This is a genomic window from Veillonella fallax (genome assembly GCF_020687175.1).
Taxonomy (GTDB): Bacteria; Bacillota; Negativicutes; order Veillonellales; family Veillonellaceae; genus Veillonella; species Veillonella fallax.
Genome location: NZ_JAJEQD010000002.1, coordinates 69,357 through 93,933, shown reverse-complemented (window position 1 = coordinate 93,933; position 24,577 = coordinate 69,357). Strand labels below are relative to the sequence as shown.

Below are 24,577 nucleotides of genomic sequence, written 5' to 3'. Positions count from 1 at the left end.
GAGTTTTAGTTTGTATATGAGGTTGTATTATGGAGACAAAATGGTATTCTGATTTTTGGCGGTTGTTTGCAAGTCCTTTTAAAGGCGGTATTGATCAAGTGGTGCAATCGGGCACTTTGCAAAAAGGTTTCTGGGGCACTGTATTCTTGTGGGCTATTCCATATATTATATTGGCTTTATTTGGGACTATGTTAATTCCATTTCTCCCTCATAATGAATTTACTGGTTTAACCTATTTAATCGGTATCGGTGCAAGTTTTATATTTGTTTTTGCATGGCTCATCAGTATCGGTTGGTCCTTTGTAATGGTTGCCATCGGTTCTTATGTATATAACTGGGTTATTACTAAAATGGGTGGTACCGACAATGTACAAGCCATTATGAAAGTTAGTTGGTATCTACAAGGGTATGAAGTACTATTATTTAGTATTGGATATACGATAGTCTTGATCGTAATGGGACTATTAGGTCTTGCATTTGATAGTAGGGCTTTTGCTGGTGTTATCTATTTTGTGGGAACAATAGCCTTATTGGTTATATCTATTTGGGTATCCTTAGAACTTATGGCAACACAAGTGATGCTTTCGAAGATGAAAGTATTCATTGCGTGCATCTTAACGTCCATAATCTTCGCTATAATTTGGGCACTTTTCATGGCGCTTCTTAGCGGCTGTGCCTCTTTAGTGGGTAGATAATACTCATATATAAATTAATATTAATAAAGAGTCCTCTTTTTTGATAAATTTTTTCGGAAAAAGAGGACTTTTCTATTTGGGTGTCGAAATGTAATAGCAAAAGCCGTAATTTGCCATTAAGGAGGCGATTCCGATGAAAGAGTACAGTAGTGATAAAATTAGAAATGTTGCTGTTGTTTCCCACGATGGTGCGGGTAAAACAGCTCTTGTCGAATCTTTGTTGTTAACCTCTGGTGCGGTTGATTTCGTAGGTAAAGGCCAAGACAATAAACATATTATGGACTTTGAACCTGAAGAAATTAAACGTAACGTAACTATCCAATTGGGCATGGCTCCATGTGAATGGCATGACCATAAGGTTAACTTCGTAGATACTCCAGGCTATAATGAATTCCATGGTGAAGTTCGTGCCGCTTTGCGTGCGTGCGATGGTATGTTGATGGTACTATCCGCCACATCTGGTGTAGAAACTGACACAGTTCGCGCATGGGATTATGCAGTTGAATTACAAATGCCACGCATGGCATTTATCAATAAAATGGATGTGGATGGTGCCGATTTCTTCGGTACTATTGAAAGAATGCGGGAATTATTTGGCAAAGGTATTATGCCATTGCAGATTCCTATCGGTGAAGGCGCCAACTTTGAAGGCGTCGTAGACGTAGCAAAAATGACTGCGTTTACTTATAAGGACGGCCAACCAACAGAGATTGCTGTACCAGCTCACCTTATCGAAAAGGCTCAAGAAATTCGGGAAATGACCGTAGAAGCCGCGGCTGAAGGTAGCGATGAATTGTTGGAAAAATATTTAGAAGGCGAAGAATTATCCTTAGAGGAAATTCGCCAAGGCTTGCGTGAAGGGATGATTAGTGGCCGTGTGTGCCCAATCATGTGTGGCAGTGCCACATCTCGTATTGGCCTAGATCAAGTATTGGATCGTATGATCCGTTACATGCCGGATGCAACTAAAAAAGTGATGACCGCAACTGATGCGGGAACCGGCGAACAATGTGTAGTACATGTAGATAAACCTTTAACTGCATTTGTATTTAAAACATTGTTAGACCCATTCGCAGGCAAACAAAGCTTTGTACGTATCTTCTCTGGTGAACTAAAAGAAGGCGATCGCCTTTATGATGTAAATCAAGGGGTAGAAGAAAAATGGGGCAAGATGGTTACCCTTATTGGGAAGCAACAAATCCCTGTATCTGCCGCTAAAGCTGGCGATATCGTAGTGATACCGAAATTGGCTAATGCTAAGACTGGGGATACATTAACTGCTCCTGACTTTAAAGTGACATACGATGCTATCCGTTTCCCTCAACCTTTATACACAGTAGCATTAGAACCTGTGAAAAAAGGTGAGGAGGAAAAATTAGCTAGTGCTGTTCTAAAAGTGGCAGAAGAAGATCCTACTTGTGTAGTAGTGAAAAATGCTGAGGCCCGTCAACTACAAATCGATTGTATGGGCGAGGTTCATCTCGAGCATATCCTCAACAAAATGGATCGTAAATATGGCGTACAAGCTAAACTTGTGACTCCATACATTCCATACCGCGAAACAATTAAAGGCTCTGCTGAAACCGAGTCTAAATATAAGAAACAAAGTGGCGGTCATGGTCAATATGGTCACGTTAAGATTCAAGTGGACCCATTATACGATGGAAGCGAATTTGCATTCGTAGACAAAATCTTTGGTGGTGCTGTACCTAAACAATACATACCAGCAGTGGAAAAGGGTGCCAAAGAAACCCTAGATAAAGGCTTAATTGCGGGATATCCTATGATTGGCGTGCAAGTGACACTCTTGGATGGATCTTACCATAGCGTAGACTCCTCAGAGTTAGCATTCAAAGTAGCTACGTCACAAGCTATCAAGGATGTAATTCCTAAGGCGAAACCAGTCCTATTAGAACCAATCTATGAAGTTAACGTGTTTGCACCAGATGCTTTCATGGGCGACATCATGGGTGATTTGAATAGCCGTCGAGGTCGTGTATTAGGCATGGAACAAAGTGAAAGAACAGGTATTTCTGTTGTTAAAGCACAAGTACCATTGGCTGAAATGGCCGACTATGTAACTGCATTGCGCTCTATCACTCAAGGACAAGGCGTATTTAACCGTCAGTTCTATACTTATGAAGAGGTTCCACATAAGCAAGCGGAAGAAATTATCGCTGCTCGTAAGACTCAAGAATAAAGTAAGACCATGTCCACGTACTGTATCAAATACAGTTAGAATCACTACAACTGAATAGATAATTGCATATCGTAACAACTTAATAGCATAACAATTGACGTAAGTCATAAATTTGAATAGTATTTTACACGAGCCCTCCATATATGTAGCGTATGGAGGGCTTTTACTATATTTGAAATAGATTAGAATAGAGCTTAATCGATAACGGAGAATATTGGGACCTAATCACTGGTATGTATAGATGCAGTGGAAATAGCAGTGGAAATAATAGAATTGCTAGTCCTTTATGTATATATGTGCTAACATTAAGATAATATAATTGCTTATGTATCGGGTGTTATTTCCATATATCGGGAAAGGATCGTATATGTTTTTTTCTAGCATTACTGCAGATTATACAAAAATGGGTTATCCTAAAGCCATCGTACGAGCTTTAGATTTCCTAAAAAATACAGATTTGAAAGCATTACCAGGCGGCCGCCATGCCATTGAAGGGGACATGATGTACGCCAATGTAGACGATGTAGAAACAAAATTGTTTGAAACTACAAAACCTGAGTCTCACCGCAATTATGTAGATATTCAATTCATGGTATGCGGCGAAGAAAATATGGGCTTTTTTGTAGATAAAGGCCTCGTAAAGCCTGTGGAGTCTCATCCAGATCGTGATTGTTATTTCTACCCAAACGAAGCTGTCGATGAAGGACAAATCCATTGCCCAGAAGGGTACTATACAGTATTCTTCCCATCTGATATCCATAGACCACTATTAGCTGTTAATGATAAGCCTATTAAAATCCGCAAGGTTGTTGTAAAAGTGCATGTGGATCTCTTAGGCGAGTAATCCTATGAAGCGATATGAAATTATAGGTGTCTTACTAACCCTATTAGGTGCTGTTTTATGGGGCGTATCAGGTGCTTCAGTACAGTTCTTAAGTAACTTTAGGGATATGAACTTGGAATGGCTAGTCACCATGCGATTAATTACAGCAGGACTGTTGACTGTTATCTATGCATGGTTTAAATATGGTAATTCTATCTTCCATGTCTTTCGTAGTTTAAAAGATACAGCAGGCCTTATCGTTTTTGGCGTATTTGGCATGGCTTTATGCCAATATACATACTTTAAATCCATTGCTTTAGCAGGGGCCGGTATTGCGACGGTACTCCAATACTTGGCGCCATCAATGATTATTATTTATATGCTAGCTCGTTATGGTAAAAGGCCCTCTAAAGGGGAAATTATTTCCGTTATACTGGCCTTGGTAGGTACAGTTTGTTTGATGGGGAATGATGGCTTTTCTATGGAGCGATTCCCATTGGCAGTGCTCGTATGGGGACTTCTATCTGCTGTAGGGGTCGCTGTATATAGTGTTTCTCCTGTAGATTTACTATATAAATATGGAACCTTGCCGATTGTAGGATTTGGTATGCTTCTCAGTGGTATTGTTGCTGCTATTTTATTTCATCAGCCAAATTCGTATGCTATGTGGGATGTATGGACTGTTATTGGCTGTTTCAATGTTGTCTTTTTGGGGACAATTGTATCCTTTAATGCTTATTTAGAAGGTGTTAAGAGAATAGGTGCAGTGCCAGGATCCATTTTGTCATCTATTGAACCGATTTCAGCAGCTTTCTTTGGATGGGCTTTGTTAGGCAACCAATTTAGTGCATTAGGGCTAATTGGCATGGCTATGATCATTGCTACTGTTATTATAATTGCTCTAGAAAAACGTACATAGTTTGAGGTCTCTTTGCTGGATATTGCGGTTTAGAGGCCTCTTTGTTATGATTGTACATAATGTGAAAGTAGTTGTTATAGGAGGTTGTATGGAGGAAAAACAATGGAAGGGCATGGGCCTCGCCATTATGGGAGCTCTGTTTTGGGGGCTTTCAGGCACATCTGTACAATTCCTTGAAAATGCAAAGCATATCAATGTGGAGTGGCTACTAGAAGCGCGTTTGCTCATAGCAGGTATATTGTCGATAGGCCTTGCCTATATAAGGGATGGTAAGCGCATTTTCTCTATCTTTAAAGAACCAAAGGATATAGGGAAATTATTAGTATTTGGTATTTTAGGTATTGCTTTAGCTCAGTACTCATACTTCAAGGCTATTGCCATTTCAGGAGTCGGTATTGCTACGGTCCTTCAATATGTTGCGCCTACGCTGATCATTATCTATTTATTTTTGAGATACTTTAAAAAGCCATCTGTACCAGAGCTTTTCTGTATTGTATTAGCCTTGGTGGGAACACTCTGTATCGTCATGCAAGAAGGGCTAGATATTTCGAACTTTAACGTGCTTGCTTTATTCTGGGGGCTTGTATCGGCATCTAGTATCTGTGTATATACATTGCAACCTATTGAGCTATTAAAGAAATATGGCACCACATCCATTGTGGGCTTTGCCATGTTTATCTGTGGTATTTTATCTTTAGCTATGTTTCAACAAGTAGAATCGGAAGCCCTCTGGGATGGCATGACCTGGTTAGGATTATTCGCCATCATCATACTTGGTACAGTCGTATCCTTTAATGCTTATATGGAAGGGGTTAGACTCATTGGTCCTATACAAGGCTCTATACTTTCATCATTAGAACCAATCTCAGCAGCGATCTTTGGATGGGTATTGCTAGGGAATCATTTTACGCTGGTCGGTATTTTTGGCATGATTTGCATCATTGCAACCGTATTCATTATCGCCTGGGATCGACAACGTCAAATTAAACGAGAAGTACTAAAAAAATTAAATAAAGAAGAAATTGCGTGATCTGCGTATGTATGCTCTTTTAGGGCATACACTAAGGGCATAATGCTTTGTACAGAAGCGGTACAGTAGAGAACGACTGCTTAAAAACATATATTACTATGTATACTTATTAGTCATAGTGTGTATGTTTTTTTATTTCTAAAAATATCAATATAAGTTATAATAGATACAAGAATTATTATTGATGTATATAGAAATTTATAATTCTGTATACATAATCTTATTGGTTGACTATTTAATTAGCTATTTGTGTAGCTCTTAATATAGTTGAAATATAGGTATCTATTGTATTTTAGGAGGTAAGTATGTCTGTAAAAGATTTCGTACAACAACGCCGCGATGATTTTATCTCTATGCGTCGAGATTTTCATATGTATCCAGAGCCAGCTTGGCTCGAATATCGTTCTGCCGCTAAAGTAGCTGAAAAGCTAATTGCTTTGGGTTATGATGTAGCACTCGGTGCAGAAGTGCTTGATTTAGATTCTCGTATGGGCTTGCCGAGCGAGGATGTTATGAAAGCAGCAATGGCTCGTGCTATGGATGAAGGTGCTGATCCTGAACTAGTAGAGAAGATGGGCTATGGTAAAACAGCTATTGTAGCAACTATGAAGTTCAGTGATGATGGTCCTGTAGTAGCGTTCCGTGCAGATATGGATTCCAATGATGTAATTGAATCTAAAGCATCTAACCATATTCCTGCTAAGGCTGGTTTCCGTTCTCGCCATGAGAAGGCTATGCATGCGTGTGGTCATGATACACATATGACAATGGGCCTTGGTCTTGCCGAATATATTGCTACACATAAGGATGGCTTGAAGGGTACTATTAAACTTATCTTCCAACCAGCAGAAGAAGGCGTGCGTGGTGCTAAAGCGATGGTAGAGGCTGGCGTAGTAGATGATGTTGACTTGATGTTCGGTATGCATATCGGATTTAATGAACAGTTATCTAATTGCTTTGCTTGTAGTGATCATGGCTTTTTAGCGACTACAAAACTTGATGCTGTATTCCATGGCTATTCTTCCCATGCAGGTGGTTCTCCAGAAAAGGCTCAAAATGCCATGCTTGCCGGCTGTACAGCTGTTATTAACTTACAAGCCATTGCTCGCCATAGTGGGGGTGCATCTCGCATGAATGTAGGTGTTTTTGAAAGTGGTACAGGTCGCAATGTTACTCCTGATGTAGCAACACTTAAATTAGAAACTCGTGGTGCTACTACAGAGATCAATGATTATATGATTGAACGTACTAAGACCATTATTAAAGGTGCTGCAGAAATGCATGACTGTACCTTTGAAATTACAAAACAAGGTGAAACTCCGGCAGGCCGTATTAGCGATGATTTAGCTCGTGAAGTACAATCTATCATTGAACCATTAGGTATCTTTAAAGAAGTTCCATTCGATTATAGCGGCGGCGGTAGTGAAGACTGTGCCTATTTCTTAAATCGTGTTATTGATCGTGGTGGTCGAGCAACCTATATGGTATTGGGCTCAGCTATTAAAGCACCTCATCATAATCCATTATTCGATATTGATGAAGAAGATATGTTAAATGGCATTATTGCGTTAGGTACAATTGCTACTCACTATTTAAAATAGGACATATTGATTGAGATATTGTGATGCATACATCTAAACTATAGGTACATAACTATATAGATGTATGCATCGAAATATGTATAGTGTGCTATATATTAGATGTAATATGAGTATTAGATTGTGGGGAGTTATATGATTCAACGAGAGCGTTTAGCTAAGGACTTTGATTCTATGGCACAGTTGACTGCACCTGGTGAAGGGATAAATCGTCTAGCTTTCACCGATTCTGATTGGGAAGGTCGCCAATATATTATTGATTGTATGACTGATGCGGGTCTAACTGTAGAGATAGACGATTTTGGAAATGTGCTAGGCTATAAGGTAGGTAAGAATCCTGATTTACCGGTTGTCATGGTCGGTTCTCATACGGACAGCGTGCCTAATGGGGGCAATTATGATGGTGTTGTGGGTGTATTATCTGCTATCGAAGCGGTTCGCAGTATGACTGATGATGGTTTTGAACATGACCATACTATTGCAGTAGTAGACTTTATGTGTGAAGAGTCTAGCCGCTTTGGAGCAGCCACATTGGGTAGTAAAGCTATGCGTGGTGAATTGACATTGCAAGATTTACATCGCTTAGTAGATAAACAAGGCACTTCCTTGTATGACGCATTAAAAGAGCGTAATTTAAATCCAGATGCTATTGAGCATATGGAATATAAGAGACCTGTAAAGTCTTTCACAGAAATTCATATTGAACAAGGTAAAATGTTAGAGCACGAAGCTAAACCTATCGGCATTGTAACAGGAATTGCTGCACCAGAACGATTCTATGTAACGATTCGTGGTAATGCGGATCATAGTGGGGCCACACCAATGAACTTGCGTCATGATGCGCTCTGTGGGGCTTCTAAAATCATTCTCGGTATTGAGGAGATTGCATCCATGCAAGAAGAGCTTCCAGTAGTGGGTACAGTCGGTGTAGTAGAGGTTGTGCCAGGAGCGATGAACGTTATTCCTGGGGCTGTTAAACTGGGCGTAGATATTCGCAGTATTTCTAAGGTGGTCCGAGATTCTGTAGTTACCCTCATTAAAGAATTTATTGATGTTATTGCAGAGAAACGAGGTTTATCTTATACGATTGAACCTATTGCACAAGATCATCCGGTGGCGATGCATCCTGTGATGATTCGCGAAATTGAAGAGGCTGTTAAGTCTGTAGGCGTAGACTATATGACTATGCCAAGCGGTGCTGGTCATGATGCCATGCATTGGGCTGATGATGTTCCTACAGGAATGATTTTTATCCCATGCCGTGAAGGTATTAGTCATAATCCGGCTGAATTTGCAGATATGGATGACATCGTTACGGGAGCTAAGATATTAGACACGGTGCTAAGAAAGCTTAGCTTAGAAAGTACTAAACTTAACTAGATTGAGTGCAGTGGAATGTTTGATGTAGATATAATTTAGTTAGATTTGTGTTAACTAGCTAAGATATCATATTTTACGTGGTTAGAAGAGTGTATTCCGTAATAGAATGGCAGAGAATACTCGCTATTGGTAGGGAATACATGGATTGGAGAGATTATGGTTATTGCTGGTATTGTTATCGTAGTGGCAACGTTTATTGCCATTATTAAACAGTTTGAAACACGGCTCGTGTTGTTATTATCGGGCTTGTTAATGTGCTTTATTGGTGGGCAGTTTAGTGCTGGTACGACAGCCTTTGTAAAAGAGCTTACAAATCCAGGGCTTGTACCAACCATTTGTACAGTGCTTGGTTTTAGTTATGTTATGGAGTATACAAAATGTACAGAGCACATGGTATATTTCATCTCTGCAGGCCTTAAAAAAATGACTAAAATCATCATTCCTGGTGCTGTTATTATTACGTTCTTGATTAACATTGCGTTACCTACAGCGGCAGGCTGTGCAGCTGCAGTAGGTGCTCTATTAATTCCTGCACTTATTCGCTCCGGTGTGCATCCAGCGATGGCAGGCTCTGCTATTTTCCTAGGTACATGGGGAAGTGCATTGAGCCCAGGTCTTATGTTTAACCCACAAGTAGCACAACTAGCAGGTGAAGACGTAATGACCGTTATTGCGAGCTTCTCTATGCAAGCTATTATTGGCATTGTCGTAGCAGCTATTTTGCTCAATATCGTAGCTATCGTTAAGAAAGAGCATACAGGATATGTATTGAAAGATGCTAACGAAGAAGAAGGTAAAGAATTTAAAGTAAATTATTTATATGCTATCATCCCAATCATTCCGCTTGTATTACTCGTACTCGGTAGTAAACAAGTAGCAGTGATTCCTGAAATTTCTGTTCCTGTATCTATGCTCATTGGTACAGCTATCGGTATTATTGCCGTACGTCCTAATGTAACGGAAGCAGTTAAGAAATTCTTCCGTGGTACTGGCGATGGTATGTGTGATGTAGTCGGTCTTATGGCTGCTGCTGCAGCCTTTACTGCGGGTATGCAGTACATTGGACTTACAAGTGCACTCATTGATGGTATGAAGAACTCTCAACAAATCGCTCAAATTGGTGCAGCCTTTGGTCCATTCTTATTAGCTGTTATCTCTGGTTCTGGTAATGCAGCAGCCCTTGCGTTTAACGGTGCGGTAACACCTCATGCGGCAGACTTTGGCTATGGTATTATGCAACTCGGCTCCATGGCCCAATTAGGCGCTGGCATCGGTCGTAGTATGAGTCCAGTAGCAGGTGCAGGTATCATCATTGCCGGTCTTGCAGGTATTAACCCTATGGAAATGGCAAAACGCAATGCGGTACCATGTATTATTGCTACAGTAGTGATTATGCTATTGTTATTATAATTATAATTAGATGAAAGTAGTTGTGCAGTTGTAATGCTATAAAGCGCATCTGCTCAACGACCTTAAATTTAAAATTCACAAGAAAAGAACCCCATCATGATTAATATCATGATGGGGTTCTCTTTATATTGTAGATTTTCATTATTTAAGTTTAAAGCCAATCCAGAGAGCGGAAATAATAAATAAGCCACCGCTAACCCAGAATAGGGTAGTAAAGCCTAGCCATGCCATAAGGCTAGCACCACCAACAGATCCTAAGAAATAACCAAAAAACAAACAAGACTGATTGTAGGAGAATACTTGACCTGTAAATTCACGAGGCGTTTTTGAAGAGAGGTAAGTGTTTAAGGCAGGCAACATGCCACCTAAACCAAAACCTTGTAGGAATCTGATTATTGCAAGTTGATATACATCGGAAACATAGGCTTGAGGGATATTTAGAATCCCTACATAAATAAGAGATACTACTAATACTTTGCGTGGACCGATCTTATCGACTAATTTACCTAGTGGAGAACTACTCATAAGTTGAGCAATACCCATAGCGGAGAATACAGCGCCTGCAATAAATGCAAGGTTTTCTGTGTCGCTAGGAACGATTCCCTTAATATATACAGAGATAACAGGTTGTAAGGACATGATGCATATTGCATAGATAAAGGACGCTACACATAATGCGACAATACTATTAAATTCCGGTATTTGCTCTTTCAACTTACGGATGGAAAGTTTTTCAGGATTCGGTTGTGGTACATAATTTTCATGGATGAATATAGTAGCCAGCACACCAGCTAAACCCATGAGCGCACCGACGATGATGAAGTCATTACGAATGCCTACTGTATCTGCAATATATCCACCTAATAAAGGCCCTATTAGTGAACCAGCAAGATTAGCAGATGCTAATAATCCTAAGGCCCAACCTGTCCGCTCAATAGGTGATTCTGAAGCTATTAATGTAATTGATGCTGAGTAAAAGCCACTTACTAGACCTTGGACGAGCCGGATTAAAACAACCCCTTCGGGTGTAGTTTGAAAAGCAATTAATATATTACATAATGCCATGCCAAAGCTAGATCGTATTAATGTAATTTTGCGACCTTTTTTGTCCGCCACACGCCCCCAAAATGGTGCTGCTAAGCAAACGATTATATAGGTTGCGCCAGTGGCTAACCCAGACCATAAGGACATAGCTTCTGGAGTTTGCACGCCTAAATCATGAAAGTATAAAGGCAGAATTGGAGCTAACTGGCTTACACCAAAGGCTGTACAGAATACACAGACTAAACTGATGTACACCGTTCGTTTCCACGTTTCCAACGTATCCCTCCTTTCTTAGTTTTAGTACGTTCTTAATAAAATAATACCCTTATTTCTTTTTAATTTCATCCCAATCGCTTAAGTCAGGAAGCTTATTGCTTGTTATAGATTCTTGGATCCAGTAGTTAATGGAGGTTAAGTTGCTAGAGTCTCGTTCAAAGCCATATACGTTGTCTTCGTCTACAGTGGCATAGAGTCGAATGCGTAAGTTTTTACCTTTTGCGCGCTCAATGTAATAGCTAATACATTGATCATCAAGGCTAGAAGGGCGAACCTCAATAATATTATACTTGCCATTCGCTACGCCTTCTAAGGCATCCTTAATCATTTGGTTTGGATATTCATATTGATTGAGGTAGAAGATATCGTTGTCGCAAGTTAACACATATTCCCGTGGAGGCGTAGTATTTTTGTACTGTTTCTCCCAACTTTCATCAATAACAGGCAATGTAGCCGTATCATAGAAGCGTTTTATTAAACCGAGACCTTCAGGAATGGACATTTCTTTAAAGTATCTCATTTCATATACCCTAGGATCCACGTTTTCATCCTGTCTGCTAGTATCCTCAATGTAGCCGTATAGATAGATAGTACAAGAGTTTTTGTCTTCATTGTGGAACATAACGATACTGTACACATCGTAAATTACGTTCTCTATAGATTGGCGATTATCATAGATGATAAAACTGAGATATTTTTGTGTATCCCACTCACGCTCGATAAAATTCCAGTCGTATCTATTCGTGCGCCACCCGGTAGTAGAGTCCTCGAAGATTTCTAATACATCAACAGAGTTTTGAGGCCATGCAGGGGGCATAGGATTACACGTTGTAGAAGATTGTTGTATTCCTTCTTTGTACTGATAGTGTCCATTAACGAGTTCAAAGGCTTCTAATCGCTCAGAGGCTTCGTCAGGAATTACTAGCGGCTCACCAGTACCAAAACAATTATCGTTTCTTGTGTTGAGACGATTGATGCTTTCACGAGCATGCTCGTAGAACGTAACGGCTTGGTCTAAATCAGGTTCTTTTGTAAAGGCACCAATTTCGTAGCAATAGCCGGCAGCCAGTTGCCATAGATGGTCTGCATAGTCATAACTACCGTATCTATCGTAACATTTGCTAGCCTTATTAACGCACTCTATGGCGGTTCTTATGGCATGGGTATTACCTTTTTTGAAAGTAAATACATAAGCGAGATACGGCCAAATAGTATCAAGAGTGTAAATAGCTGGTTGTTGTAATAAGTGAGCGATGCGAGACCAGTCTTGGGACTGACCATCGATATTTAATGTGCGAAGAGTAATGGTTTGCATGGTAACATAAGCGTGGTCATTAAAGTCTAAATAATCTGGGCTTATAGCAGCACGCTCGTAGTATTTGAGGGCTTTTTGAATATCCTGAGGGATTCTTTTGTTTGACTCACATGGTTTTGCATAGTACTCGGCAGCTTCACGCAAGCACATGCCATTATTCATGGTTACGCCACGCTCAAAATATTCGAGGGCTCGTTCATGCTTCCCGCGAGACTTACAAATATCGCCAGCTAAATATATCATGAGTGGCAAACCTGCTGCGGCCCCTTCAAAAATAACTTGTTCTTCCATTGCCTTATTATTTTGCTCGGCATAGATAAGGCGAAGGTTACGGTACGCAATAACAAGGCCTGCCGCTGCGGATTTATGCAACCATTGCTGTGCTATAGATATTATTTTCGGGCCCAATCTACGTTGATCTACTTGTACAAATAAAGATTTTAAAAAATGAACAACACCAGATGGTTCACCTTCATTAACTATCTTTTGTGCAGATGGCAAGAGGCGGTAATCTCCCCATTGGAATACATTGGCAATGGCGTAGGCGCAGTAAGAACAACCCTTTTGGGCGCCCTCATAGACGCGCTGGAATGCTTGGTCCTTCGTCATAGGCAACTCTTTTTCAATGGTTGGTGTAAGGGCACCAGAGCTACGCATAGCCTGTAAAATAGCGATGGCACTGCCTTTGCGAATAGCCGTATGTAAATAACTATATGCCTTTGTGTCATCCTCAGGAAAGCCTGCTTCAATCCAGGTGAACTGAGGGCCGGAATAGACGCGTGCCAAAATAGCGTACACATCGCCAATACCAGGAACCTTTTGACCTTCCTCGTCAAGTTTCACAAGGGCATCAAGCTCAGCCTTGCCTGCCCAAGCTATATCTTTATTACACTGGTGGAATATTTTATTGAAAGACTGCTGTATTTGATCAGTGAAATAAAAACTCATACTCTCTCCTCCGCATAATAATCAGTAGAAGCTGATAACATATGTAGTTTCAGTATACTATTAGTATTTAGAGGAACACAATATAAATATTCTGAATTTGGAGGGGCCTAGAGAAATCAGTAATTGGATTATATATGGATATTAGATGATGAACGAATGTAAGGATAAGGTGAAAGTTAAGATTGTCCTTGACTTTCATTCTATAGAAAACGTATAATCAGATTATAATTTTATACTCGCCTAAAAGAAACCGATGAGGTGGAGATAAAAATAGGAAATGCACTCACAGAGAGCGGGATTAGCTGAGAACCCGTAGTACGCAGCTTATTAAATGGACCACCGAGGGCGCATGGAAAAGAATGATCTTTCATTCCTAGTATGGTGCGACGTCACACGAGCGTTAGTCGTGAGGGATATGTTAGTATCCTGCGAAAGAGGAATGCGTTGCATTCAAACAAGGTGGTACCGCGATTTATAGCATAATACAAGTATTTTCTAATAATTGTATAAGAATAGAACTATAGACTCGTCCTTGACGTTATATTGTCATGGGCGAGTTTTTTTATTGGCAAATGCCAGATGGAGGTTCTCATGATTTTTCCTAGTCTTGACCGTGTGAAAGCTATCGCACCGGGCTACGATATCGTGCCTGTATATATGGAAATTTTATCCGACGTACGCACACCGATTAGTGTGTTGAAAGCATTAAAACAAGTGAGTAGTCATACATACTTGCTTGAAAGTGCGGATAATAGTAATCATTGGGGCCGTTACTCCTTCTTGGGCTATGATCCTAAGATTGAGCTCTTCTGCAAAAACCATAAAATGACTATCAAAGACGGTACAACACGTACCTTTGAATGCTCTGACCCAGCTGCAGAAATTCGTAATATTTTGAGCCAATATAAAAGCCCTCGCTTAGAAGAGTTACCAACCTTCACAGGTGGCTTTGTAGGTTACTTTGCTTGTGAATACATCCGCTACATCGAGCCAACATTGGACTTCCCAACGCCAGATGATGACTCTGCTATGGTGAACGATGTAGATCTTATGCTCTTTGATAAGGTAATCGCCTTTGACCATTACAAAAATAAAATCTACTTGATTGCTAACATTAGCACAAACGATTTAGAACGTAACTTCAACAAGGCTGAGCTTGAGTTGAAAGCATTAGCTGATCTCGTAATAAACGGCAAAGAGGCGGACATTCCAAAAGGCATCCTTAAAACAGAGTTCACTTCTGAGTTTACAAAGGATGAGTTTGAAGCAGTTGTTAAAAAGACACAGCATTACATTAAGGAAGGGGATATCTTCCAATGTGTTGTATCTAACCGCCGTGAAGCTGAGTTTGATGGCAGCTTGTTAAATGCATACCGCGTATTACGCACTTTGAACCCATCTCCATATATGTTCTACTTATCTGGTGGTGATGTAGAGCTTACAGGTGCTTCTCCAGAAACATTGGTAAAACTAACAGATGGTAAAATGTATACCTTCCCAATTGCAGGTACTATGCGCCGCGGTAAAACCGAAGCAGAGGACCTCGCTATTGAAGAGAAACTCATCAATGACGAGAAAGAGTTGGCTGAACATAATATGCTCGTTGACCTTGGTCGTAACGATTTAGGTAAAATTGCTAAATTCGGTTCCGTACAAGTAGAGGCGTTACATATGTTACAACGTTTCTCCCACGTAATTCATATTACGTCTACTGTAAGCGGCGACATTCAAGATGGTAAAGATGCTCTCGATGCGATCGGTGCTACATTACCAGCTGGTACATTGTCCGGAGCTCCTAAAATTCGTGCTATCGAGATTTTACACGAACTTGAAAAAAGCCCACGTGGTGTATACGGTGGTGCCGTAGGTTACATCGATTTCTCCGGTAACATGGACGTATGTATCGGTATCCGTATGGCTATGAATAAAGGTGGCAAGGTCTATGTTCGCGCTGGCGCTGGAATCGTTCGCGATAGTGTTCCTGCTAGTGAATATAACGAAACTTTGATGAAAGGCCAATCCATGATTTCCGCAATTACAGATGCACAGGAGGTAGAATAATGGTACTCCTTATAGATAATTACGATAGCTTCTCTTTTAATTTATACCAATTAGTAGGCTCTATCGATCCAGACATTAAAGTCATCCGCAGCGATGAATTAACAGTTGAAGAAATCCGCGCGTTGAAACCAGACTATGTGATACTTTCACCAGGGCCTGGTAGACCAGCTGATGCGGGCGTATACGAAGAGCTATTGCGCGAATGCAAAGGCGAATTCCCAATCCTCGGCGTATGTCTTGGTCACCAAGCCATCGGCGAAGTATTCGGGGGTACCGTTTCCTATGCAAAACAAGTTATGCATGGCAAACAAAGCGTAGCCAAACAAGTACACCCATCCAAAATCCTAAAAGGCGTACCTGAACAATTTGAAGTAGCACGCTACCACTCCTTGGCGATCATTGACGAAACCATGCCAAGCGAACTCATCGTTACATCCATTACAGACGACGGCGAAGTAATGAGCGTAGAACACAAAGACTACCCAATCTACGGCGTGCAATTCCATCCGGAATCCATCATGACGCCAAACGGGGAACAAATGATTCGCAATTTCTTAGAAAAATAACCTCTGTTTGTATTCGAGGGGCTATTTATAAGTCTTAGAATGATAGAGCGGAAATAAGGTCTCTCGGAACTCCAAGTGGCCACCACCCCACTACGTGGGGCCGCCAAGTCGTTCCTTAAGACCTTATTTCCTGCCAACTCAACCTTGGCAGTACCTATAATAGCCCCTCTACAATACATATCGTAAACTGTAGCCATATTTTTCTAAAGAAATATGCGAATCATCATAAGGGAAAAGAACGGCTACGCCGTTCTATCTTCCCACCTCTTATAAAGAAATGACCTGTGCGTTACTGCACATAATGCGCAGGATCATTTAATAATAGTTTGTTTGAGGGATGTCTATTAAATTGGTATGATTTTTAGCTGATAGGTGCGATTGGGTTATGTGCGAAGCCGACTTGGCGCCCCGCATAGCGGGGGGTGGCCACTTGGAGGCTGAGGGCATGACCCAATCGGTACCGTCTAGGTAGATATGGTATTAATTTAATAGATATCCTCAAAAGGAGATATAAATGATTAAAGACGCATTATATGCAGTAACGCATGGTCAAGATTTATCCTACGACCTTGCAAAAGATACAATGAACAAGATTATGAGCGGCGAGGTAGCTGAGGTTCCTATGGCTGGTTTCTTGTGCGCCTTGGCGGCAAAGGGCCCTACTGTAGATGAGGTTACGGCTTTTGCTGAGGTTATGCGCGAGAAGGCAGGTTCTGTGCCTCATGAAGGTACTGTTGTGGAAATCGTAGGTACTGGCGGCGACGAAGCGAATACGTTTAACATTTCTACTACATCTGGTTTTATCATTTCCGCAGCAGGTATTCCTGTAGCAAAGCATGGTAACCGCAGTGTATCCAGTAAATGTGGTGCTGCTGATTTGATCGAAGCATTAGGCGCTAAATTAGAGCTTAATGGTGAACAAAATGAGGCAGTTCTCAATAAAGCTAATATGTGCTTCATGTTTGCTCCTGTATACCACCAAGCTATGAAATATGCAGGCCCTGTACGTAAAGCATTAGGCGTTCGTACGGTGTTCAACATCCTTGGACCATTGGCGAACCCAGCAGGCGCTACTGTGGAGTTGATGGGCGTGTACGATAAATCTTTGGTAGAACCGTTGGCTCGCGTATTGGCTAACCTCGGTGTGAAACGTGGTGCTGTGGTACACGGCTTCGATGGCCTTGATGAAATTACGGCTACTAACAAAACGTACGTGTGCGAAATTAATAATGGTACTTTCACAAGCTATGAATTCGATCCTAAGGAATACGGTTTCGAATACGCTGATAAAACTGAGCTTGAAGGCGGCGACGCTACGGTAAATGCTGAGATTACACGCCGCGTTCTCGGTGGTGAACAAGGTGGTAAACGCACAGCTGTTCTTTTAAACGCTGGTATGGCGATTTACCTTGCAAAAGAGGGTATTACATTAGCAGAGGGCATTGAAGAGGCGAAAAACATGATCGACTCTGGCAAGGCCCTTGCTACAATGGAACAGTTTGTGAAAGCAACCCAAGAGGTATAACCATTGATTTTAGATAAGATTGTAGAGGCTACTAAAATTCGAGTAGCCCAAGAAAAAGAGGTGGAAATGCCTAAGGCTGTAAAAGCAGCGGCCTTAGCGTTACCATCGGATACAGGATTTCCATTTGAGGTGGCCCTTCGTCAGCAAGACTTTAACTTCATTTGCGAAGTGAAGAAAGCATCTCCATCTAAGGGCATTATTGCTGAACATTTTCCGTATTTAGACATCGCTAAAGAATATGAGGTTGCTGGTGCAGCAGCCATCTCTGTACTGACAGAGCCAGACTTCTTTAAAGGTGATAAAAAATATTTGCAAGAAATTGCAAGCACAGTCAAAATTCCTGTACTTCGTAAGGACTTCATCATCGATGAATACCAAATCTACCAAGCAAAGGTATGGGGCGCTAGTGCAATCCTATTAATCTGTGCATGCCTCGATGTGCCAACATTGACAAAGTTCCGTGAGTTAGCTGACTCTCTTGGCTTGTCCTCCTTGGTTGAGGCTCACGACGAAAAAGAAGTACAAATGGCTATTGATTGCGGTGCCCGTATTATTGGTGTTAATAACCGCAATTTGAAAGACTTTACTGTAGACGTACAAAATAGTGTGCGCTTGCGTAATCTCGTTCAAGACGATGTGATTTTTGTATCTGAAAGCGGTCTAGAAACGCCAGAGGATATTCAAGTGTTGCGGGATAACAATATCGGTGTAGCCTTGATGGGCGAAACGTTTATGCGTTCTCCTAACAAGGTTGAAAAGTTGGCATATCTCTATGGTCCCACATACTACACTCCAAAGGTTAAGATGTGCGGTATTTCTAAGGTAGATACAATCCCTGCCGTAGTAGAGGCAAAACCAAATTACATGGGCCTTGTATTTGCACCGAGCAAACGGCAAGTGACGGTAGACCAAGCTAAAACATTAGTGGAAGAACTTCATAAACAATACGCAAAAACATATAGTGCAGTTGAAGCTCCAATGAATGCTGGAACAGCACAAGATAGTAAGGAATTTGTCCAAGAAAATCCTAATTTTGAGAGCATTAAAACGGTAGGTGTTTTTGTAAATGAAACAGTAGATAACCTTGTTGCAATCGCAAATGAGGTTAATCTTGACGCAGTGCAATTGCACGGCGATGAAGATGAAGCTTTCATCCAAGCTCTCAAGGAGAAAACAGATGTAGAGGTTTGGAAGGCTGTTCAAATCCGCAGCGCTGCAGATGCAGAGGCGTGGATCGATAGCAGTGCAGATATGCTGTTATTTGATGCGTACCATAAGGATGAACGAGGTGGTACGGGTGAAGTGTTCGACTGGTCTTGCTTAGATGAGTTTGAACGTCCATTTATGCTTGCAGGTGGTATCGACAGTACTAACGTGGCGCGTGCTATTCGCACAGTTCGCCCTTACGGTATAGATATTAGTAGCGGTATTGAAACAGATGGCGTGAAGGACGATGAGAAAATTAAAGCTTTCACCAACATTGTGAGAACAATAGCTCACTAAATCACAAAAAATACATAAATCTAAGATATAATAATATTTTAGACACATCCGATGGAATTCATCGATTGTTGAGATAGATGCCAATAGTAACGCTATACAGGCGTGCTAGTAGGAATGGCATATGGAAAGGTAAGTTATATGAGTGAACAAAGACATGGTTATTTTGGCTCCTTTGGTGGCCAATTTATGCCAGAAACATTGATGAATGCAGTCATCGAATTGGAAGAGGCATACAACAAGTACAAAGATGATCCTGATTTCGTACGCGAACTTGAGGATTTACATAAAAAATATACAGGTCGTCCATCCCTTTTATACTATGCAGAACGCATGACAAAGGACCTTGGGGGCGCTAAAATCTACTTAAAACGTGAAGATTTGAACCATACTGGTTCTCACAAATTGAATAACGTAATCGGTCAAATGTTATTGGCAAAACGGATGGGTAAAACTCGCGTTATTGCTGAAACTGGTGCAGGTCAACACGGCGTGGCAACAGCTACTATCGCTGCGTTGATGGGTATGGAATGTGAAGTATATATGGGTGCAGAGGACTGTGAACGTCAAGCACTTAACGTATACCGCATGGAATTATTGGGCACTAAGGTGCATCCTGTAACAACTGGTACAAGTACATTAAAAGATGCTGTATCTGAAGCGATGCGCGAATGGACAAACCGCATGTCTGATACACACTATGTATTGGGTTCTGTTATGGGGGCGCACCCATTCCCGATGATCGTTCGTGATTTCCAATCCATCATCAGCCGCGAAGCGCGTGAGCAAATCCTTGAAGCAGAAGGCAAATTACCAACAGCGGTTATGGCTTGCGTAGGCGGTGGCTCCAATGCGATGGGCATGTTCTATCACTTCATTCCTGATGAAGGGGTTCGCCTCATCGGTTGTGAAGCCGCTGGTCGTGGTGTTGATACAGAGGAACATGCAGCAACAATCGCAAAAGGTTCTGTTGGTATCTTCCATGGCATGAAATCTTACTTCTGCCAAGACGAAGACGGCCAAATTGCTCCAGTATATTCTATCTCTGCAGGCCTTGATTACCCTGGCATTGGACCTGAACATGCGTACTTGCACGATAGTGGTCGTGCTGAATACGTGCCTGTAACGGATGATGAAGCGGTAGATGCATTCGAATACTTGTCTCGTTTAGAAGGTATTATTCCAGCTATTGAAAGTGCTCATGCAGTGGCACATGCTCGTAAAATTGCTCCAACCATGAGCAAGGATGATATCATTATTATTTGTTTATCTGGTCGCGGTGACAAAGACGTAGCGGCTATGGCGAAATATAGAGGGGTGGATCTTCATGAGTAAAATTAAAGACGCTTTCACAAAGGGCAAGGCATTCATCCCCTTCATCAGCGCTGGTGATCATGGCATCGAAAATACAGAACGTTATATTCGGGTCATGGTGAAAGCCGGCGCCGACATGGTAGAAATTGGTATTCCATTCTCCGATCCAACAGCGGAAGGTCCAGTTATCCAGGAAGCGAGCACACGTGCATTATCTACAGGTGTAAAAATTCACGATATCTTTGATATGGTGCGTCGTTTACGTACTGGCGAAGATTCAGTGACTATTCCACTCGTGTTCATGACCTACTTGAACCCAATCTATGTATTCGGCCGTGAAAAATTCTTTACCCTCTGCGAAGAGGTTGGTATCTCTGGTGTTATCGTGCCAGATATGCCGTTTGAAGAAAAAGGAGAACTCGCTAGTGTAGCTAATAAACATGGCGTTGAAGTGGTATCCTTGATCGCTCCCACATCTGAAAACCGCATCGAAATGATCGCAAAAGACGCAGAAGGTTTTGTGTACTGCGTGTCTTCCCTCGGTGTTACAGGCATGCGTAGCGAAATCAAAACGGATATTAAATCCATCGTTGAGACAATTCGCAAATATACAGATATTCCTGTAGCCGTTGGTTTTGGTATTTCTAAGCCAGAACAAGCGGAAGCAATGGCTCGCGTATCTGATGGTGCCATCGTAGGCTCTGCTATCGTTAAAATCGTTGCAGAACATGGTGAATATGCAGACCAAGCATTATTTGACTACGTACAATCTATGAAACAAGCTGTGCTAAAAGCTGACGCATAAGGAGGTCGTATGCAACGTTGTACACGTTGTGGTAAAGAAGGACCAGATGAACAAACCATCTGTTTACGATGTGGCGGGAATATGGGGCCCTTAGGTGGTCCGATTTATACAAATGTGCACCGCCAAACAGGTGTAACCATTGTAGATTTTGAACGATATAACCTTGGATATAAGGATAACTTTATCAATACCTATCTTATTCAGTGGACTACTATCAGTGGTCGTTCCTCACGGGGGAACTATTGGCGATTTATGCTTGTCATAGCACTTCTATGGGCGCTCATGTACATGATATGTGCTCTTATCGGTTGGGCTAATTCTGATGATAGTGACCAATTTATTGCGTGGGTTTTCCTATTTTTCATAATGGTTGTTTTTACGATTATTCCATGTGTCAATCTTACGATTCGTCGTCTCCATGATGTAAACCAATCGGGTTGGCTTGCACTGCTTATGTTAGTGCCTGTCATTGGCCCATTAGTCTTATTACCTTGGACTGTGAAAGCAGGGGACCCGGAGGAAAATCGCTTTGGAAAGCCGCAATATACTGAGCCTATCGATGAACACTTGAGTGCCCGGTTAGACATTTCTACAAGTCCAACCCGTTCTACAGATCGCACGATGATAGCGGTACTCCTGGTGAGCTTTGCCCTTGCATGGTATGGCAATTATAATATTGCAGAAGGCATAGTTTATGTCATTCAAGGTGGCGAATTTAAAACTGCTGCTAGATACTCCAAGCAGACAAACCCTGAAGAAAAATCCTATGGCCTTGAAGCTCGGACCTCTGTGGAGCGATTCTTTGAAGAAGTCGTTAATGAACGGTTCCGAGATGCTCATGCTCGACTGGGTGGAGCAGAACGAGAGAAATATCCTACAAAAGAAAGCCTCGCAAAAGCCTATGAAGGTGTGCGTCGCGTAGACTACGATAAGCTGGAAGTCATAGCTGACTCAAAGGATGAAGTGCAAATCGCCTTTGCTATTATTATGAGCGGGAAAAAAGAGGGTGTACCATTTACTGAGCGTCGCAGTGGCACCATGATCTTGCGACCTAATAAATATAGCCTATTCCAAATTGTAGAAATTAGAGAGTAATAATGTTAAAACTAACTAACAAAAGGACGTTATACATTGTATAACGTCCTTTTGTTAGTTAGTTTAGTTATGTGTTATATGACTGGATAACCAGTTATGAAAGGGGAATGATTAGCCGTTTGTAGATTCGGAACGTTGATGACGTTCGCTGCGTTTCGCAGTGGCATTTTTGTCATGTTTTTCACGTTCAGAAATTTTGTGTTTTCTATGTTTCTTTTGATCTGCTTTGAACCATGGATGAGCACTGCTGTCTACTGTGCCATCATCGTTTTTTTCCATGCGATGGTTTTCACCAATTTGGAAGTGGTAATCTTTGGCTTGCGCTACATTGGCACCAATGCCTACTGTTAAGAATGCTGCCAAGCTGGCCATAGCTACTACTTTAGTCAATTTAGCGTTCATAAGTATTATCTCCTATACGAACTTAATTGCACAAATTTTAGTTGTAAAAAATATATTATTAGTATAGGTAAAATTAATGAAGAAAAAATGAAGTGAGAGCCTTGGTAAAGCATAGTATAATAGGATTATCTAAGTTTGTATAATATCTAAATACAGTAGGAGTTTTATGAAACAGAGAGTATATGAAATCCTCTATCGCGAGCTAGTAGAAAACTATGCAAATGGTAAAGGACGAGCAACGACAGCCGATTTTTGGCTTACCATAAGCGCTATGACCTTTGTATACGGTCTAGTTACATTCATAACAGGTCTTGCGACCTTCATACCTTATGGATTTCTATATGCCATATCCTTAGGGGGCGGCGTATTGACTGCATTGACGGTATTATTAACATTGCCGACTATTATGCTAGTAGCAAGACGGTTGCGTGATTCTAATAATGATCCAACCTTGATGATTCTCATCTTTGTTCCTATTTTAGGATGGATTGCGTTGCTTTATTTATTATGTAAAAGATCGGCTCTAACACAAGAAACAAGCATACTTAATGAACAGATATCTGTAGAGCCAGGTATAAATGAAAAGAGATCTGTTTCGGGGGTCTTCATCGTGGCTATTCTTGTTTTGGGCTGGATTGCAAATAGCGTAGGTACCTCTATGATGGGGCATAACTATATGGTAGAAGAAACTGCCTTTGGGAACTTGGGGCAGGGGGCTTTCACCAAAAAAGCAAACCGTTTACTACGTAGTGATTCTGCTACAACAGAAGGCTATCTAGTGGTGAAGGAATATTACAAAGCACTGGCTAATGGCGATTATCATAGTGCGTATCGCGATTTGAGCAGTCGTGAAATGGAACGATACGGCACCTTTGATCTCTGGCAGCAAGCTAAGGTAAAGGAACAACGTTCTGCTGTAGAATCTATACGATTGGATTATGTATCTCAAGATGTTGATGATGATGTAACGGTGGATTATATCGGATATAGGGTAGACTTTGTAGATAAAAGCCAATCCATGTTAGTCCGTTTATATAATGTAGGTAACGGCTGGAAAATCGTTGGTTTTGAAGAGTTTGAGGAGGACTAGGTCATGGCATCAGTAAATGTATATGATTTGAACTATACCGATGCCTTTGTGCTAGGCATCAAAAACTACACCAATTTTAAAGGTCGTGCGAGCCGTAGTGAGTATTGGCGATTTATGGCCGGAATGATGATGGTTCAAGGGACATTAGGAGTAGTGGCCATACTCTGTAAAGGTGTTGGTCTCTATAATTTTGAGCCTATTATTGATACTATCACGTTGTTAGTCACTTTATTTTTCGTGCTTCCCAATATTGCCATCACAGCACGCCGTATGCATGATATTGGCCGTAGCGGTTGGACTCAGCTGATTTCTTTTATTCCTATTATAGGGTTCTTTATATTCTTAACTTACGAATTGAAACGTGGCGATGAAGGAGAGAATGGTTACGGTGAAAGAACTGCCTATATTCCTATTACTAGAAATATAAGTGAAGTTACGGGGCTTGAAGAAACTCCATCTCGAAAACAAGACTGGATTATGGGCATTACCATATTTGTTCTTCAATCCATCGTATTTGGTGATACTATCGGTGATATATTATGGTATGGCATTAATGCCAATGGCTACATATAGTATTAACC

At 41.2% G+C, this 24,577-nt stretch carries 20 protein-coding genes; 17 read left to right on the top strand and 3 right to left on the bottom strand.

What is annotated here, in order from left to right; genetic code table 11:
• The first annotated feature begins 29 nt into the window (after positions 1 to 29).
• From LKD20_RS01270 to dcuC, 8 genes are all read left to right on the top strand, one after another.
• Positions 30 to 695, top strand: a complete 666-nt coding sequence (locus LKD20_RS01270) for a hypothetical protein (RefSeq protein ID WP_227720645.1) — start codon at positions 30 to 32, stop codon at positions 693 to 695.
• Between the two features lie 133 nt (positions 696 to 828).
• Positions 829 to 2,895: an elongation factor G gene (gene fusA, locus LKD20_RS01265; protein WP_227720644.1), complete on the top strand. Its 2,067-nt coding sequence runs from the start codon at positions 829 to 831 to the stop codon at positions 2,893 to 2,895.
• A 367-nt stretch (positions 2,896 to 3,262) separates the two neighbouring features.
• Positions 3,263 to 3,739, top strand: coding sequence for a NanQ anomerase/TabA/YiaL family protein (locus tag LKD20_RS01260; RefSeq protein WP_227720643.1), 477 nt, complete (start codon positions 3,263 to 3,265; stop codon positions 3,737 to 3,739).
• 4 nt (positions 3,740 to 3,743) lie between these two features.
• Positions 3,744 to 4,637, top strand: coding sequence for a DMT family transporter (locus LKD20_RS01255; RefSeq protein ID WP_227720642.1), 894 nt, complete (start codon positions 3,744 to 3,746; stop codon positions 4,635 to 4,637).
• Between the two features lie 88 nt (positions 4,638 to 4,725).
• Complete coding sequence (locus LKD20_RS01250; RefSeq protein WP_227720641.1) at positions 4,726 to 5,667, top strand: DMT family transporter; 942 nt, start codon at positions 4,726 to 4,728, stop codon at positions 5,665 to 5,667.
• 305 nt (positions 5,668 to 5,972) lie between these two features.
• Complete coding sequence (locus LKD20_RS01245) at positions 5,973 to 7,268, top strand: amidohydrolase (protein WP_227720640.1); 1,296 nt, start codon at positions 5,973 to 5,975, stop codon at positions 7,266 to 7,268.
• Between the two features lie 132 nt (positions 7,269 to 7,400).
• Entirely contained in the window at positions 7,401 to 8,645 is a 1,245-nt protein-coding gene (locus LKD20_RS01240) for a M20 family metallo-hydrolase (RefSeq protein WP_227720639.1), read from the top strand.
• Between the two features lie 156 nt (positions 8,646 to 8,801).
• Positions 8,802 to 10,055, top strand: a complete 1,254-nt coding sequence (gene dcuC / locus LKD20_RS01235) for a C4-dicarboxylate transporter DcuC (RefSeq protein ID WP_227720638.1) — start codon at positions 8,802 to 8,804, stop codon at positions 10,053 to 10,055.
• A 141-nt stretch (positions 10,056 to 10,196) separates the two neighbouring features.
• On the opposite strand, the gene LKD20_RS01230 is transcribed toward dcuC, so the two are convergent.
• Both LKD20_RS01230 and LKD20_RS01225 read right to left on the bottom strand, forming a co-directional pair.
• Entirely contained in the window at positions 10,197 to 11,375 is a 1,179-nt protein-coding gene (locus LKD20_RS01230; RefSeq protein ID WP_024066900.1) for an MFS transporter, read from the bottom strand.
• 49 nt (positions 11,376 to 11,424) lie between these two features.
• Positions 11,425 to 13,638, bottom strand: a complete 2,214-nt coding sequence (locus LKD20_RS01225; RefSeq protein ID WP_227720637.1) for an SEL1-like repeat protein — start codon at positions 13,636 to 13,638, stop codon at positions 11,425 to 11,427.
• 591 nt (positions 13,639 to 14,229) lie between these two features.
• On the opposite strand from LKD20_RS01225, the gene LKD20_RS01220 reads away from it, so the two are divergent.
• The 7 genes from LKD20_RS01220 to LKD20_RS01190 all read left to right on the top strand — a co-directional run bounded on the left by LKD20_RS01220 (position 14,230) and on the right by LKD20_RS01190 (position 22,504).
• Positions 14,230 to 15,699: an anthranilate synthase component I family protein gene (locus LKD20_RS01220; RefSeq protein ID WP_227720634.1), complete on the top strand. Its 1,470-nt coding sequence runs from the start codon at positions 14,230 to 14,232 to the stop codon at positions 15,697 to 15,699.
• Positions 15,699 to 16,265 (top strand): anthranilate synthase component II, encoded by a 567-nt coding sequence (locus LKD20_RS01215; protein ID WP_227720633.1) that lies wholly within the window; start codon positions 15,699 to 15,701, stop codon positions 16,263 to 16,265. The genes LKD20_RS01220 and LKD20_RS01215 overlap by 1 nt, the downstream gene beginning before the upstream one ends.
• A 514-nt stretch (positions 16,266 to 16,779) precedes the next feature.
• Positions 16,780 to 17,790: an anthranilate phosphoribosyltransferase gene (gene trpD, locus LKD20_RS01210; RefSeq protein WP_227720631.1), complete on the top strand. Its 1,011-nt coding sequence runs from the start codon at positions 16,780 to 16,782 to the stop codon at positions 17,788 to 17,790.
• Between the two features lie 3 nt (positions 17,791 to 17,793).
• Complete coding sequence (gene trpCF / locus LKD20_RS01205; RefSeq protein ID WP_227720629.1) at positions 17,794 to 19,293, top strand: bifunctional indole-3-glycerol-phosphate synthase TrpC/phosphoribosylanthranilate isomerase TrpF; 1,500 nt, start codon at positions 17,794 to 17,796, stop codon at positions 19,291 to 19,293.
• Positions 19,294 to 19,431: 138 nt separating this feature from the next.
• Positions 19,432 to 20,625 (top strand): tryptophan synthase subunit beta, encoded by a 1,194-nt coding sequence (trpB, locus tag LKD20_RS01200; protein ID WP_227720622.1) that lies wholly within the window; start codon positions 19,432 to 19,434, stop codon positions 20,623 to 20,625.
• Entirely contained in the window at positions 20,618 to 21,409 is a 792-nt protein-coding gene (gene trpA / locus LKD20_RS01195) for a tryptophan synthase subunit alpha (RefSeq protein ID WP_227720620.1), read from the top strand. The genes trpB and trpA overlap by 8 nt, the downstream gene beginning before the upstream one ends.
• Before the next feature lie 9 nt (positions 21,410 to 21,418).
• Complete coding sequence (locus tag LKD20_RS01190; protein ID WP_227720618.1) at positions 21,419 to 22,504, top strand: DUF805 domain-containing protein; 1,086 nt, start codon at positions 21,419 to 21,421, stop codon at positions 22,502 to 22,504.
• A 111-nt stretch (positions 22,505 to 22,615) separates the two neighbouring features.
• Here LKD20_RS01190 and LKD20_RS01185 read toward each other — a convergent pair whose 3' ends face one another.
• Positions 22,616 to 22,906 carry a hypothetical protein gene (locus tag LKD20_RS01185; protein ID WP_227720616.1) on the bottom strand — a complete coding sequence of 97 codons (291 nt, stop codon included), beginning with the start codon at positions 22,904 to 22,906 and terminating at the stop codon, positions 22,616 to 22,618.
• Between the two features lie 166 nt (positions 22,907 to 23,072).
• On the opposite strand from LKD20_RS01185, the gene LKD20_RS01180 reads away from it, so the two are divergent.
• Both LKD20_RS01180 and LKD20_RS01175 read left to right on the top strand, forming a co-directional pair.
• Positions 23,073 to 23,996, top strand: a complete 924-nt coding sequence (locus LKD20_RS01180) for a DUF805 domain-containing protein (protein WP_227720614.1) — start codon at positions 23,073 to 23,075, stop codon at positions 23,994 to 23,996.
• A 3-nt stretch (positions 23,997 to 23,999) separates the two neighbouring features.
• Positions 24,000 to 24,569 (top strand): DUF805 domain-containing protein, encoded by a 570-nt coding sequence (locus tag LKD20_RS01175; RefSeq protein ID WP_227720612.1) that lies wholly within the window; start codon positions 24,000 to 24,002, stop codon positions 24,567 to 24,569.
• Positions 24,570 to 24,577: the final 8 nt, after the last annotated feature.

Coding starts and splice junctions, on each gene's coding strand:
- LKD20_RS01270 (WP_227720645.1), top strand. CDS start 30: ATGGAGACAAAATGGTATTCTGATTTTTGGCGGTTGTTTGCAAGTCCT.
- fusA (WP_227720644.1), top strand. CDS start 829: ATGAAAGAGTACAGTAGTGATAAAATTAGAAATGTTGCTGTTGTTTCC.
- LKD20_RS01260 (WP_227720643.1), top strand. CDS start 3,263: ATGTTTTTTTCTAGCATTACTGCAGATTATACAAAAATGGGTTATCCT.
- LKD20_RS01255 (WP_227720642.1), top strand. CDS start 3,744: ATGAAGCGATATGAAATTATAGGTGTCTTACTAACCCTATTAGGTGCT.
- LKD20_RS01250 (WP_227720641.1), top strand. CDS start 4,726: ATGGAGGAAAAACAATGGAAGGGCATGGGCCTCGCCATTATGGGAGCT.
- LKD20_RS01245 (WP_227720640.1), top strand. CDS start 5,973: ATGTCTGTAAAAGATTTCGTACAACAACGCCGCGATGATTTTATCTCT.
- LKD20_RS01240 (WP_227720639.1), top strand. CDS start 7,401: ATGATTCAACGAGAGCGTTTAGCTAAGGACTTTGATTCTATGGCACAG.
- dcuC (WP_227720638.1), top strand. CDS start 8,802: ATGGTTATTGCTGGTATTGTTATCGTAGTGGCAACGTTTATTGCCATT.
- LKD20_RS01225 (WP_227720637.1), bottom strand. CDS start 13,638: ATGAGTTTTTATTTCACTGATCAAATACAGCAGTCTTTCAATAAAATA.
- LKD20_RS01220 (WP_227720634.1), top strand. CDS start 14,230: ATGATTTTTCCTAGTCTTGACCGTGTGAAAGCTATCGCACCGGGCTAC.
- LKD20_RS01215 (WP_227720633.1), top strand. CDS start 15,699: ATGGTACTCCTTATAGATAATTACGATAGCTTCTCTTTTAATTTATAC.
- trpD (WP_227720631.1), top strand. CDS start 16,780: ATGATTAAAGACGCATTATATGCAGTAACGCATGGTCAAGATTTATCC.
- trpB (WP_227720622.1), top strand. CDS start 19,432: ATGAGTGAACAAAGACATGGTTATTTTGGCTCCTTTGGTGGCCAATTT.
- trpA (WP_227720620.1), top strand. CDS start 20,618: ATGAGTAAAATTAAAGACGCTTTCACAAAGGGCAAGGCATTCATCCCC.
- LKD20_RS01190 (WP_227720618.1), top strand. CDS start 21,419: ATGCAACGTTGTACACGTTGTGGTAAAGAAGGACCAGATGAACAAACC.
- LKD20_RS01185 (WP_227720616.1), bottom strand. CDS start 22,906: ATGAACGCTAAATTGACTAAAGTAGTAGCTATGGCCAGCTTGGCAGCA.
- LKD20_RS01180 (WP_227720614.1), top strand. CDS start 23,073: ATGAAACAGAGAGTATATGAAATCCTCTATCGCGAGCTAGTAGAAAAC.
- LKD20_RS01175 (WP_227720612.1), top strand. CDS start 24,000: ATGGCATCAGTAAATGTATATGATTTGAACTATACCGATGCCTTTGTG.